Source organism: Bacteroides sp. L008 (assembly GCF_040812255.1).
Classification (GTDB): Bacteria; Bacteroidota; Bacteroidia; order Bacteroidales; family Bacteroidaceae; genus Bacteroides; species Bacteroides vicugnae.
Genome location: NZ_JBFNXO010000002.1, coordinates 197847 through 211785, shown reverse-complemented (window position 1 = coordinate 211785; position 13939 = coordinate 197847). Strand labels below are relative to the sequence as shown.

Annotated in this window: 8 protein-coding genes; all 8 read left to right on the top strand. The window is 43.1% G+C overall.

What is annotated here, in order from left to right:
• The first annotated feature begins 10 nt into the window (after nucleotides 1-10).
• The 8 genes from AB3G73_RS20170 (at nucleotide 11) to AB3G73_RS20135 (ending at nucleotide 13922) form a co-directional block, all read left to right on the top strand.
• A complete protein-coding gene (locus tag AB3G73_RS20170) occupies nucleotides 11-1336 on the top strand; it encodes a DUF1735 domain-containing protein (protein ID WP_367745512.1) in 1326 nt (441 codons plus the stop codon).
• Nucleotides 1337-1373: 37 nt separating this feature from the next.
• The gene (locus AB3G73_RS20165) at nucleotides 1374-3383 is read left to right on the top strand and encodes a glycoside hydrolase family 97 protein (protein WP_367745511.1); all 2010 of its coding nucleotides are present in this window, start codon (nucleotides 1374-1376) and stop codon (nucleotides 3381-3383) included.
• A gap of 10 nt (nucleotides 3384-3393) precedes the next feature.
• Nucleotides 3394-4542, top strand: coding sequence for an endonuclease/exonuclease/phosphatase family protein (locus tag AB3G73_RS20160; protein ID WP_367745510.1), 1149 nt, complete (start codon nucleotides 3394-3396; stop codon nucleotides 4540-4542).
• 579 nt (nucleotides 4543-5121) lie between these two features.
• Nucleotides 5122-6225 (top strand): hypothetical protein, encoded by a 1104-nt coding sequence (locus tag AB3G73_RS20155; protein ID WP_367745509.1) that lies wholly within the window; start codon nucleotides 5122-5124, stop codon nucleotides 6223-6225.
• A 7-nt stretch (nucleotides 6226-6232) separates the two neighbouring features.
• Entirely contained in the window at nucleotides 6233-8296 is a 2064-nt protein-coding gene (locus AB3G73_RS20150; RefSeq protein WP_367745508.1) for a DUF5689 domain-containing protein, read from the top strand.
• A gap of 14 nt (nucleotides 8297-8310) precedes the next feature.
• On the top strand, nucleotides 8311-9228 hold the full coding sequence (locus tag AB3G73_RS20145; protein ID WP_322019819.1) for an endonuclease/exonuclease/phosphatase family protein: 918 nt from the start codon (nucleotides 8311-8313) through the stop codon (nucleotides 9226-9228).
• Nucleotides 9229-9262: 34 nt separating this feature from the next.
• Entirely contained in the window at nucleotides 9263-12388 is a 3126-nt protein-coding gene (locus tag AB3G73_RS20140) for a SusC/RagA family TonB-linked outer membrane protein (protein ID WP_367745506.1), read from the top strand.
• Nucleotides 12389-12416: 28 nt separating this feature from the next.
• Nucleotides 12417-13922 (top strand): RagB/SusD family nutrient uptake outer membrane protein, encoded by a 1506-nt coding sequence (locus tag AB3G73_RS20135; RefSeq protein ID WP_367745505.1) that lies wholly within the window; start codon nucleotides 12417-12419, stop codon nucleotides 13920-13922.
• Nucleotides 13923-13939 lie beyond the last annotated feature (17 nt).

Genomic DNA, 13939 nt, shown 5'->3' with positions numbered 1-13939 from the left:
GCTGGAGAATATGAAACGAATATATAATATAGGATGGATAATAAGCGGAATACTGCTGCTTGCCGGATGCGATATAAGCAACCGCGATAATAATCTGTCGGATTCATTGGTTTATTTTATCAATGAGGGAGAAAATAATATAGTCCTTTACAACACAGGGGAAGACTTTACGTACACAATGCCTATCTTCAAAAGCGGGTTGCTTAACGAAGAAGCTAATGTAGAATTGTTAGTAAACAGCAAGCTTATCGAACAGTATAACAAGGAGAACAAAACAACCTCCGAGTTACTGCCTGCCGAATACTACCAAATCGTAAAAAGTAAGCAAACGATGGATCCTTCACAACAGAAAGCCAATTTTCAGGTGGTATTCAAGACAAGTCTTCTAAACGAGAATCCTAACAGGGATCGTTTTATTCTACCACTGTTATTGACTTCGGAAGGAGAAGTAGAAATCAATCAAAATAAAAATATCGTTTATATCGCTCCTGTCGTGAAACCGGCCACATTAGGTTTCAATTGCGAAAAAACGCTTCAAACAGTTATCCCTACTACTGCCACAGGAAAAATAGAGGTAGAGTTACCCATCGGGACTCCTTTCGATAATAAATGGAACATCGACTTCACGGCCTCTTTCGATCAGGCTTTATTGGATCGATGGAATGAAGAGAACGGAGTAGACTACCACATGCCTGTCGAAGGTAGTTATGAACTGGTAGGAGATCAAAAATTAGTAGCAGGAAAAAATAGCCAAACATTGAAATTGGTGATTGACAAAGACAAGCTAGGTTATGGTTGGTTTGCAGTTCCTATTCGTCTAAGCAATCCATCTAAATTTGAAATAGACGAAGAACGAAGCACTTGTGTTGTCACTATACTAAACCGCATGGAAGAAATTCCTCACTCACTATGGGCGGTAGAAAGTTATTCCGGATATCATAGTACCGAAGTACCCAAAAACATGATAGACGACAACGAAAGCACTAGATGGCACATCAGATGGAACAGCACCGGAGCAGGTACTACGACTCTCCCACAGACACTTGTATTCAAGTTAAGTGCAACTTACAAAATTTCGGAGTTCGAGATTCTAAGACGCAATGACCAGTACAATACCGACCTGAAAGGAGGATATTTTGAAGTCAGCATGGACAATATCAACTGGACACGCGCAGCGACATTCGATTTCGGAACTGGAAAATCAACGGGATATGTTTCATTCTATTGCCCGACAGCAGTGACCGGAAAATACATAAAGATGGTAATAACGGAAAGTAACCGTGGAACACAAGTTTCCGTCCATGAATTAAAAGCACATGGAGAACTGAGTAAATAACCATCCATCTATAACCTTTTAAAACGATTATCAATTTATGAATAAGAAAAAAGCAATATTCTTCCTTTTAATGCTCCATTCCTTCATGGGATGGGGCCAAAAGGTGCTACAACTACAATCACCGGATAAAAAAACAACCCTGCAAATATCCATTGACAAAGATCTGTCTATCGGTATTTCTCAAAATGGGACAGTAGTGTTGGAACCGTCGGTGATAGGGATGGATATCCGGGAAGCCGGAATGTTGGGCGAGGCTCCTAAACTCAAAAAGGTGGAGAGACGATCTATTTCAGGACAGAAAATAGTATCACCTGTCTACAAGAAAAGTACAGTGGATGAAACCTATAATGAATTGACAGCAAACTTCAAAGGCAATTATTCGGTCATATTTCGTTGCTATAACCAAGGAGTGGCCTATCGTTTCGTAACAGAACTCACATCCGGACAGGTTACCGTGAATGACGAGAAAGCGATCTATAAATTTCCGGAACAGGCCAAAGGATATGCAGCTTATAGTAATCGCGGAAAAGACGGAAATATAGAAAGCCAGTTCCTGAACTCGTTTGAAAACACATACGACTGCCAACCACTTCCCTCACTGAACTGTCAACGGTTGATTATTCTTCCATTTTTAGCAGAAATCCCCGGAAGCAATACGAAAGTTTGTATCACAGAAAGTGATCTCTACGACTATCCGGGCATGTTCCTACGCAGCAATACAAACGGCAGCTCCATGCAGGGAGTATACGCCACAGTACCTAAAACGACCGGGCAAGGCGGACATAATATGCTTCAAAAGATGGTAAAGGAACGGCATGATTATATTGCTAAAACTAACGGTAAGCGCTCTTTCCCCTGGAGAATATTCGCCATTTCTGAAAATGACAAAGAATTACTGGATAACGACTTGGTATTTCTACTCGGCAAGCCGTCTCCCCTAACCGACCTCTCATGGATAAAACCGGGCAAAGTGGCTTGGGACTGGTGGAACGACTGGAATCTTTCAGGAGTAGATTTCCGTGCGGGAGTCAACAATGATACGTATAAATACTACATTGACTTTGCCTCTCAAAACAATATTGAATATGTTATCTTGGACGAAGGATGGGCAGTGAATAAAAAGGCAGACATGTTACAGGTAATTCCTCAAATCAATCTGCCGGAACTAGCCGCTTATGCCAAAGAGAAAAACGTAGACCTTATCCTGTGGGCCGGTTACTGGGCTTTCCACCGGGATATGGAAAAAGTGGTAAAGCATTATGCAAATATGGGGATCAAAGGTTTTAAAGTAGACTTCATGGACCGTGACGACCAGGAGATGGTAGACTTCATGTGGAAAGCCGCCGAATTATGTGCCCAACACAAAATGTTACTCGACTATCACGGCACCTGCAAACCTTTCGGATTGCAACGTACCTATCCGAATGTGATTAATTATGAAGGAGTGAATGGATTAGAGCAACTCAAATGGAAGAAACGAGGGTATGACCAAGTGACGTACGACTTGACTTTCCCATTTATCCGCATGCTCGCCGGACCAGTGGATTATACACAGGGAGCCATGCATAATGCCACACAAAAAGGATATTACCCGAGCAATCACGAACCTATGAGCCAGGGTACACGTTGCCGTCAACTAGCCGAATATATCATATTCGAATCTCCTTTTAATATGCTATGTGACACCCCTATCAACTATATAAAAGAACAGGAATGTACCGATTTTATATCTTCAGTTCCTACGATCTGGGATGAAACCGTTGCTTTAGACAGCAAAATTGCAACCTATATCACGATGACACGCAGAAGCAAAGATACCTGGTATATAGGAAGCATCAATGACTGGAAAATGCGTGAACTTGAGATAGATTTAAACTTTTTACCGGATGGCAAGTATCAAATGGAGATATTCAGAGACGGAGTAAATGCTGACCGCACTGCAACCGACTACAAGAAAGAAACCCGGACATTGCCTGCTGACAAGAAAGTGAAAATTAAAATGTACCCGGGAGGCGGATACGTAGCCCGAATTATAAAATCAAATTAATCTTATCATTATGAAAAATATCAATTTATTGATTTCACTACTTTGCGTATTGTTTTGCGCTTGTTCCGAAAGTAACGATGACGATAGCAACACGCCATTAGGACAACTCTCCGTAACACTAAAAGATGCCAACGGAAAGCCAGTAAAAGATGCTTTTGTCGTTTTATCCGGTTTGGAAGGCAGAAGATTAGTGAACATGGGAGAAGGATTTTCCAAAGAAAACGGTAGCTGGCTCCCTTACTATAAAGGTAACATAGACGGTTATATCTCTGTGGTTGCTTCCGGATATGAGGCCTCCAAAACAAAAGTTTCATACGATGGTAAGTATGAGCAAAAACTGGATATCACTTTGCAAGAATCTCATTCACTTAGCATCATGTCTTATAATGTTAAAGATGGATTCGAAAACAAAGACAACAAGAAACAGCGCTTCCTCGAATGGATACGAAGATATGATCCGGATATCATGTTATTTCAGGAACTGAATAAATTTACCGAGAAAAGCCTGGGCGAATTTGCTAAAAAATACGGGCATGAATATGCATATATAGTAAAAGAGGACGGATATCCTACCGGAATCACCTCCAGATATCCACTCACAAACGTGGAAAAAATACTAAGAGCAAACAAGTATGACATCTTTATCTATCATGGATGTATCCATGCCGAATGCCAGGGCATTCATATTTTCGTGACTCATCTCTCACCATTTGAGGTAGACGACCGAATCAGAGAAATCAAAGGACTGGTAGAGGAAAAAATCAAAAAACTGCCAGCCGATGCAAAAGTCTTGGTAGCAGGCGACTTTAATTCTTATAATGAATACGATAAGAAAGCATACGGACCCAAATTCGAAACAGAGCGGTTGCAGTTCTCTCCTACTGTCGCTATCAATTACGAGGTAACTAACTTCATGCTGGAAAATGGTTTTAAAGATGCATTCACTCTTTTCAGTGACGGACATTTCAAACAGAGCATTCCTGTCACTATCACAGAGTTCCCCGAAAACAAGGGATGCAGGTACGACTATATCATGCTTAGCGAGAACCTTGCTGCTGATTGCGTTTATGCAGACATTTTACGTGAAAAGAATACGCATGTATTATCCGACCACTATCCCAACTATATCCGCCTGAAGGTGAATACGACCAATAAATAAGGATATGCAGTGCCGACAACGCACGCCGACATTTTTTCCATCCATATAAAAACTCTCCGAAGCACACAACCACCTTGCTTCGGAGAGTTTTTATAAATTATATCTTCGGGCAATACATAAATATGCCCATAATCTATTCTATCCCAACTTTTCTTTCTAGCCAATTTGCGAAGTGAAAGATTAAGCAATCGTGTCGCAATCCTCGACAAACATTCGGAAAAACAATCCATACAAAGAAAAAAAGATTGCTTTTAGCACAGTATTCGTTTCTTTTCCTTTCTAAAATCTTTCGATTTCTTTCTAAAAAGTTTTTTTATATGCTTTTTATATTTATATTTGTAGCGTCAACCTATAATAAAGATAAAAGTAGAAACTACAAACGCTATGAAAAGAAAGAAACATTTATCTCTTTATCGATGTGAAGTTAGTATGAAATCTATGCTAAATTATTTTGATTTTGTTCTAACAGAGAGCCTCTTAACAGAACTGTCAATCCTCCGTCACCATTAAGTAACATACAATATTGTCATTTGCATTTTAAACCAAGAGTATTTTATTTTTAATTAAATTATATTTTATATGATGAAAATTGATTTATTATGTAAACATTTGCCTAAAAATGTAAGGTGGAGGCGATGGTTACCCCTGTTAACCTTATTCTTATTACCCCCTTCCTTCTGGAGTTGCGACGATAGCGAAGAAGGCAGAAACGAGTTTATCAGCGTGAGTCATGTAGACCGCCAGACAGGAGAGAAAATAGAGATGAAGCCTGATGAGGCCATCAACATTCCTCCCAAGGCCGGAGAACTATCGATCTTTGTAAAAACGAATACGGATTATTCTGTTCTGGTACAGAGTAAAGTTCCTGCCAATGAACAGGAGAAAGAAGAAGTCGTTGAAGATTGGTTGAAAGCAGAAAAGGTAGGCCGGAACGAAACTACCGGTGAAGACGAATGGCATCTTGCATGGGAGGCACAAACCAAAGACTACAAGCGCCGCATCGCTACCGTCTCAATCACTTCTCCCGGAGTTGACTATGGTAAGTTTATCAACATCCGGCAGGGTTTCACCACTCGTTTGGGTGAAGATTTTGAATGGTTGAAATACGGTTCATCTACTGCCTCTCCCAATGTGACCACTAATGAAAAATTGATTGGTGACTGGACGGAAGCACAGAAAGAATATAACTGGTCGTCGACTATTGGCAAGGAAGCAAGCAAAGCCTATTGCTATGGAAAATTCGGTTTCATCCGCCTTGGTGATAATCAGGGACATGGCGCCGATCTCATCACTCCCTACATTACCGATATTGTAAGAGACTCCGTACTTCTTGTCTCATTCGACGCAGTCGCCTATGTTGCCGATGACGGAGCAAAAGATAACAACAAACTAACTATCAACATACTGAATGGCGGAGAATTTGCAGATACCCATACCACAACGAAAACCATTGATTTAAATTACTATGATCCTCTCGATGAAGACATTCTCCACACCATGTGGAGTAAGGGACGTCATGATTTCTATGTGGTAAGTCCTCCGGAACGTCCTATCACTGCCAACACCAAAATCCAAATCATCGGCGGTGACTATATTCTCACTACAGGCAACAACCGTGTATTCGTGGACAACTTCTATGTCTACCGTCTGGATAACATATACTATTATTTATTAGAGGAATAAGAAAGCTATGAAAAATATATATTTATACATCAGCATTGTACTACTGTCTCTTTCCTGCTTTTCGTGCAACGACGAGGAAGAACTGGAAGTGATAACTATTGGTGATGCATCCAGTATCTATATCTCATCAGAAGCAGGCAGACGTGAAGTTCCTTTGAAAGCGACGTGCGCATGGACGGTAGAGCGTGACTCTTTGACACGCCAATGGATCAACATCGAGCATAAAAACGGAGAAGGAGATGGAAGTTTCAATCTGGTCTGGAGAGCAAACGAAGACTTTCCCCGTAAGGGTAAAGTGATTGTAAAGCTTGCTAATAAGGTAAAAGCTGATACCATTTATATCTATCAATATGGTCTATCACCCTCTATTGCCTTTCCTGACAAAAAGGCTCATGTCTCTGCTGTAGGTAAAGAGTTGGAAGTGAACTTAAACACCAATATTCCCGCCAGTGACAGCACCCGTATTACAATGTCTGTGGATTATGACAAAGGCGAAAAATGGGTATCTCAGTTCTCATTCAACAAAGAGATGAACAAGATGCAAGTAAAAGTAGCAGCCAATGAGCCCGAAGTAGGCGAACGTAATGCCGTGCTTCACATCACGTATGTCGACGACTGGGGCAAAGCTCACACCAGCGATTTCAATATAGGCCAGATGGAAATGGGAGGTACTAAAGAGACTAAAACCATTTCATTTGCCGAAGCCCGCAAATTGGTGGATGGTACGACTGGCTCCCAGACTATTAATAACGATGTAGCCATTGAAGGTATCATAGTTTGCGATGCAACCGGTACCAATAATGCGGCTAACACACAGCTTACCCAAACGAAAATTGATATGACTACCACTTACCGCACGGTTTATATACAAAGTTTGGATGGCAAGTATGGCTTTGCTTTGTTTTTTGAAACAAAAGAACTAAATGAACTGGCTCCTTTCGACAAGGTCAAAATCTGGCTGAAAGGTTTGACTTTAAATAAAGAAGACAGGCCTCAACGTTACACATTAACGAATATGACCCTCAAGAGCTTTATTTCCAAAGAGGAAGGTAATGCTACAAATCTGGTAAAAAAAGAACGCACGATAGCCGAGCTTACCGACAATGATGTTTACACTTTCGTAACATTAAAGAACTGCGAGTTCCCTATCCGCAAAGGTCCTTTCACACCTTTCAACGAAGGCTATTGCCCCAGTTACAATGTACAGCGTGTCGACCGGTATCCTTTGCTGGTACACGATAATCAGGGACAAAGCATATTCTTGATGACTAACACCGACTGCCCCTACCGCCGCGATGGCAATGTATTACCACAAGGCTCGGGAACTGTGGCAGGCATCATTATACATGAAGATTACACTCGCTTCGAGAACGGTGGAGATATCGGACTCTATCAAATGCGTCATCTCTCCCGTGAAGACATAAAGATCGACCCATCGAAGAGTAATAGCTTCTCCACTATTATTGCCGAATGGAATGCATTCAAGCTTTCGGGAACAAAGGTACTTCCCTCTGAAGGTAGTGGCGAATTATGGCATACTGCCGTAACTCCTACAGCTGCAACCGATTATGGCTACCTGGGACCTATCGACGGAGCAAGTGACGGAAAAGGAATTATATCTGCCAGCAAAAACCTGGCTTTCCAAGCTAAAACCTGGTGGAATGCTTCTACAGGAAAAGCAAACAGCTGGATGATAAAATTCTCCACGTCGGGCATTACCGCCACACACATATCACTGCAGCTTGCTACATTGAATTACAGTATTGGCGCTCCACGCTATTGGAATGTAGAATGGTCTGAACATGGAAATGAGAATGGCGAATGGACGAAGATCGATGAATACACAATTCCTGATGTAGTACAATGGGGAACCACCCTCTACGAGCAGTTGAACGCCTGGAAAAACACCAATATCGAGTTACCTCTCGATCTACTGGGTAAGAGCACCGTTTATCTGCGTCTGATTCCTTCTGCCAATAAAGCCGGGACAACCACTACTTACGACACAGCTGTCATCAACAACAACAGTACAAGTGGACTAATGTATGTAAGCATTCGCTATAATAAATAAACAAAAAAAGTACAATGAATAAATTTAGCAAAATACTTTATGCTGCAATGGCATTGGCAATGGCTGTATGCAACCTCAGTTGCAGCGATGATGAAGAACTGCCAACCGGAGACCTTGAATTAAATAGCGGCTCCAGTGTGACGACTGAAACATTAAAAGTGTTGAGTTACAATGTACTCGAAGGTATGAAGTTGGACAAAGCCAACAACTATAACAACTTTGTAACTTGGGTCAATGAACAGGCACCCGATATTATGGCCATCGAAGAAACCAATGGGTTCACTACAGAAAAGCTGACGGCATTATCAGCCCGTTGGGGACATAACTATGCTGAAATGTGCAAAGAAAGTGGTTACCCCGTATCTATCACGTCTAAATATCCTATTGAAGTAGTCAGTCGTATTCTGGATGGCGTATGGCACGGAGGAATCCATGTTAAAATCAAGGGCATCAACATTCTGGTACTCCATCTTTATCCTTTTTCGTACACACCTTCCGGCTCCAATGCAGCCAATGGAGACGCTTACCGTTTGGAAGAGATTCAGACTTATCTTAACCATACAATCCGTAAATATCCGGATGAAAAATATTGGTTGATGATGGGAGACTTCAACTCGTTTTCTCCGCTCGACAAGAATGATCTTTCTTCTGGCACTACCCTAAATTATCAGGTACACCAGACCATTCTCGACAGTGGGTACAGAGATCCTGTTCGTGAGATGAATGTAAACTTTGTGCGTAGCTGTCCGACTATCTATGGAGGATGGACAGGACCCAGCGGTTCCTACAAAGGATCACGTATCGACTTCATCTATGCATCCGGAGAGGCTATGCGCAATATGCTCGATGCCCAGATTCTGATGGACGACTTCACCGACAACCATTCCGATCACTATCCAGTGACGGTAACTTGCCGCATTTACAATGAATAAACTTATTAAGAAAGCGCTTAATCTATAAAAGCACATGAGACAATTAGTAAACAAATACAATGCATCGCTCTGTCGGAATACTTTCCGAAAAGCTTTGCTCATGCTGGTGGCATGTTGCCTGTTGCTTCCGGAAGCAGTGGCGCAGAATGCAAATCGAAAAATCAAAGTGACTGGCACGGTGTTCGATGAAGAAGGTTTACCCATGATTGGGGCAACCATCAGAGAAGCCACAACACAAGTCGGCACTCTGACCGACCTTAACGGGTGGTATGAAATACAGGTTCCTGCCAATGGCGTCCTGGAAGTCAGCTTTATCGGTTATGAAAAGAAAAGAGTCAATGTAACCGGGCGAGAGAAGATCAATGTCAAACTCTTGCCTGACAAGAAAACGGCGTTGGACGAAGTCGTAGTCATCGGTTATGGTACTGTTAAGAAAGCCGATTTAACCGGTTCCGTATCGAACGTTAAGATGGGAGACATTCAAGACGCCCCGGTACTGTCTATCGACCAGGCTTTACAAGGACGTATTGCCGGCGCGGATATTATGTCAACGACCGGTGAACCGGGCGCCACGACCTCCATCCGTATCCGTGGTACACGCTCCATCTCGGCCTCCAACGAACCGCTGATCGTGGTTGACGGTGTAATGGATGCCGTTCACGACTTGAACGACTTGAACACTGCCGACATCGAATCTATTTCCGTACTGAAAGACGCTTCTTCTACAGCTATCTACGGCTCGAAAGGTAGTAACGGCGTTATCATCATCACCACCAAAAAGGGACTATCGAATGCGGACAAACCGAGTATCAGTTTCAAGACAGATATCGGTTTCTCCAAAATTCCGCAGAAACTCGACATCATGAATGCATCCGAATTGGCACAATATCGGAACGATTACGCTTACTTCAATACCGCCGATGGCAATGATGAAATTACTGACGGTACTCCCCTATCATCATACCCCTATTCCGATCCTTTCTCTTTGGGTGAAGGAACCGACTGGGTGAATACTATCGGACGCACAGCCATGTATCAGAATTATGCTCTCTCTTTGTCGGGAGGAACAAAGAAAACTTCTTATTATGTTTCTTTGAGCTACAACAATACCGAGGGAGTCATTCGCCGCAGCGGACAGGAACGTATCACGGGACGTGTTTCTCTCACTCACCAACTTTTCGATTGGATGAAAGTGGGATACACCGGCAATTACACTTGGCGCCACAACGACGAGAATCTGGCCTCTATCGGCGGCACAGGATGGTGGAACTCTGCTATCTATCTAAGTCCTACCATAAAACCAATGGATGACTATAATCCGTTCTACTATTCCGGTCAGAAGATTAATACTCCGTTGGCTACCATATTGCTCAACACCAATTATCAGGTACGCCACTCTACCAACCACACCGGTTTTATTGAGATCGAACCTATCAAGAATTTGAAGTTTAAGAGTCAGTTTACCTATTATATGTATCAGCGCCACACTTACCGCTATTATCCCAGCACCTTGCCCGCCAAGGTTGAAGGAGAGGGTGGTGAAGCCTATCGTGCCGAATATGGCGACCATAACCTGCTGACAGAAAACACCCTTTCCTATTTGAAATCATTGGATTCGGGACACACATTCGACGGACTTCTCGGTTTCACGGGACAACGTATTTCTTCGAATGATTTTTCGCTGAACGGCAAAGGTTATATGGATGACAACGTGAAATGGAACAACATGAATGCCGTACAAGACAAACAGACGTATTCGGCTTCATCGAGCACCAGCAAACGTACCAAAATGTCTCTTTTGGCCCGTTTCAATTATAACTACAAACAGAGATATTATCTGACTGTAACAGGACGTTATGACGGTGCATCCAACTTTGCCGCTAACAACAAGTGGGGTTTCTTCCCCTCCGCAGCTTTGAAATGGAATGCCGCTAAAGAAGAATTTATGGAAGGAATCGACTGGATTAATGAAATGGCCGTTCGCCTAAGTGCCGGTCGTACCGGTAACGACGCAATCAGTGCCTATCGTTCACTGGCAGCCCTTTCCAGCACCACGAGCGGTTATCTTTTCGGTGGTTCGCAACCTGCGGCATACTATCCTTCACGACTGGCAAGTCCCAACCTGACCTGGGAAAAAACCGACCTCTACAATCTTGGTATTGACCTGGCATTCTTCAACAACCGTTTGTTCGTGACTGCCGAAGCCTACATTTCCAAAACCAGAGACTTGTTGCTAACGTTACAGACTCCGACACAAACCGGTTATTCTTCCCGCCTGACCAACATCGGTAAAACCTCAAACAAAGGAATTGAATTAACCATCGAGAGCCGCAATATTGAGAAGCCTAAGTTCTCTTGGTCAACAACCTTTACCATCGCTCACAATGAGCAGAATGTGGATGACATCGGTACAGAAGATTTTGTAAAAGCTTATGGTGCGCCGGGCAACAACTCATACATGATGTATGGTTATGTAAAAGACTATCCTTTGAACGCCTTGTGGGGATTCAAATATGGCGGTGTATGGAAAAATCAGGACGAGGTAAACCGTAACAAAGCAACTTTTGCCTATGCATCTCCCTCTACTACTTCAAACGGCTCGGTACGCTACTATGATATCAACCATGACGGAACACTCAGCCAAGAAGACTTGGTTTACCTGGGCAATGCCGATCCCTGGATTTATGGAGGCTTGCAAAATACGTTCCGTTTCGGAAACTTAAAAGTGGGTATCTACTTCAACTACTCCCTAGGAGGCAAGATCTACAACTATGCCGAACTCTATATGTCGGGGAGTACATTCACCAACCAGTACCGCTACATGCTCGACTCCTGGCATCCGGTTCGTAACCCGAACTCCGACCTCCCCCGCGCCGGAAGTATTGACACCCATGTGCCCAGCGACTTACAGATTCATGATGCAACCTTCCTGCGCTTGAAGAGTATCTCTATCGGCTACACATTCAACCTCTACAAGAAAACAAAATGTATTCGCGACCTGACTTTGAGTGTAAACGGCGAGAACCTCTATCTCTGGAAGAAATACAACGGATTCGACCCCGATGTATCAACCAGTGGCGATTCCACCTTACGCCGCATGGACTTGGGAGCTTACCCGAAACCGCGTACTATTACGTTCAGTGCCCAAATCAGATATTAATTAATGTAATAATATGAAAACTATGATAATGAAGAAAAGAAAAAATTGGTTGATCGCTCTTCTGTCAATGTTCGCACTAGCTTCCTGTAGCCTGGAAGAGGACACGTCGAGTTTTTCTACGCCCGACAACTTTTATCAGACGAAGGCCCAATGTCTCTCTGCACTCAACTCTTGTTATATTCCTTTAAACGGAACCTACAACTATACACTCTTCATCGCCACAGAGGCTTGCACTGACATCATGTATATCAATTCGGGAACACTAGACTCCCGCCTAGATATCTCCCCCGCAAAGCCCCGTCACGGTGAAACGGTTTGGACCAATGGATATAAAGGTGTCATGTACTGCAACGCTACTATAAACGGAATTGAAAACTCTCCACTTACAGAAGAGGAAAAGCTTCCCTTACTGGGTGAAGGCAAAATCATGCGTGCATTCTATTATTACCTGCTCACCTCATTCTTCGGCGATGTACCTTTTTATACAGAACATGTAGCAGATGTGGAGACACAGCAAAAGATAGGACGATTGGGTCGTATGTCGGCTGTCGAAACCCGCGAGTATCTGATAAAGGAATTACTGGAAATTGTTCCTCTGATGGACCAGGTACGTTCGTCAGAAGTAGACGCTAACCGTACAGGTGCTGCAACCGGATGGATGCTGATTGCCAAAATGGCGATGTGGAATAAGGAATGGGGTACAGCAATTGACGCCATATCCAAACTCGAAGAAATTTATGGAGCTCTCGATCAATACCCGCTTTCAGATGTAATGTTCCGCAATAAGAACACTCCTGAATCAATCTTTGAAATCCAACACTCTTACGTAGCCGGTGGTCTAAACTACACCTCCAATCTTGCAAGTATCTGCATGCCTATCACCCGCCGTTCAGGCACTTGCGAATATGACGGTGTGGAAATACCGGAATTAGGTGACAAGTCGACTTGTTGGACTCCCTGGCGTCCTACCGCTTACTTCTGCCAGAATCTGCAAACAAAAATTGGTGGTGACTTACGTGCCAAATACAACATGGCTTGGGAATACAATGGTCATGCTTTCAAAAGTGTAAGTACTGCACCCTGGCCGGGCCCGAAATTCTGGTGTCCATATCTTGACAGTAGCCGCGACGGAAACAATTATAAGATATTCCGTTATGCCGACGCATTGTTAATGAAAGCAGAATGTTACTGCCAGTTGGAACAAGATCCCGATATTGCGATAAAGTATCTGAATATGACCCGCAACCGTGCAGGCATCGGCGACTACCCGAAATTCCGTACTTGGGCGCGATTAATGGATGAAATTCAAAAAGAACGGGGACGTGAACTAATCGGTGAGTTCCAGCGTAAATTCGACCTGGTTCGTTGGGGAATCTGGTATACGCAGACTTATGAGAACACCGGTTCATCAAGTCTAAAAGAGAATATCCGTCCTTGCCACGAGTATTATCCGATTCCGGACACACAAGTCGTATATTCCGGTTATGCACTCGACAACAAAGCCTATGAGGCTTATTATGGTTCAAATCAATAATATTCATCCAGATACTC

Coding starts and splice junctions, on each gene's coding strand:
- AB3G73_RS20170 (WP_367745512.1), top strand. CDS start 11: ATGAAACGAATATATAATATAGGATGGATAATAAGCGGAATACTGCTG.
- AB3G73_RS20165 (WP_367745511.1), top strand. CDS start 1,374: ATGAATAAGAAAAAAGCAATATTCTTCCTTTTAATGCTCCATTCCTTC.
- AB3G73_RS20160 (WP_367745510.1), top strand. CDS start 3,394: ATGAAAAATATCAATTTATTGATTTCACTACTTTGCGTATTGTTTTGC.
- AB3G73_RS20155 (WP_367745509.1), top strand. CDS start 5,122: ATGATGAAAATTGATTTATTATGTAAACATTTGCCTAAAAATGTAAGG.
- AB3G73_RS20150 (WP_367745508.1), top strand. CDS start 6,233: ATGAAAAATATATATTTATACATCAGCATTGTACTACTGTCTCTTTCC.
- AB3G73_RS20145 (WP_322019819.1), top strand. CDS start 8,311: ATGAATAAATTTAGCAAAATACTTTATGCTGCAATGGCATTGGCAATG.
- AB3G73_RS20140 (WP_367745506.1), top strand. CDS start 9,263: ATGAGACAATTAGTAAACAAATACAATGCATCGCTCTGTCGGAATACT.
- AB3G73_RS20135 (WP_367745505.1), top strand. CDS start 12,417: ATGAAGAAAAGAAAAAATTGGTTGATCGCTCTTCTGTCAATGTTCGCA.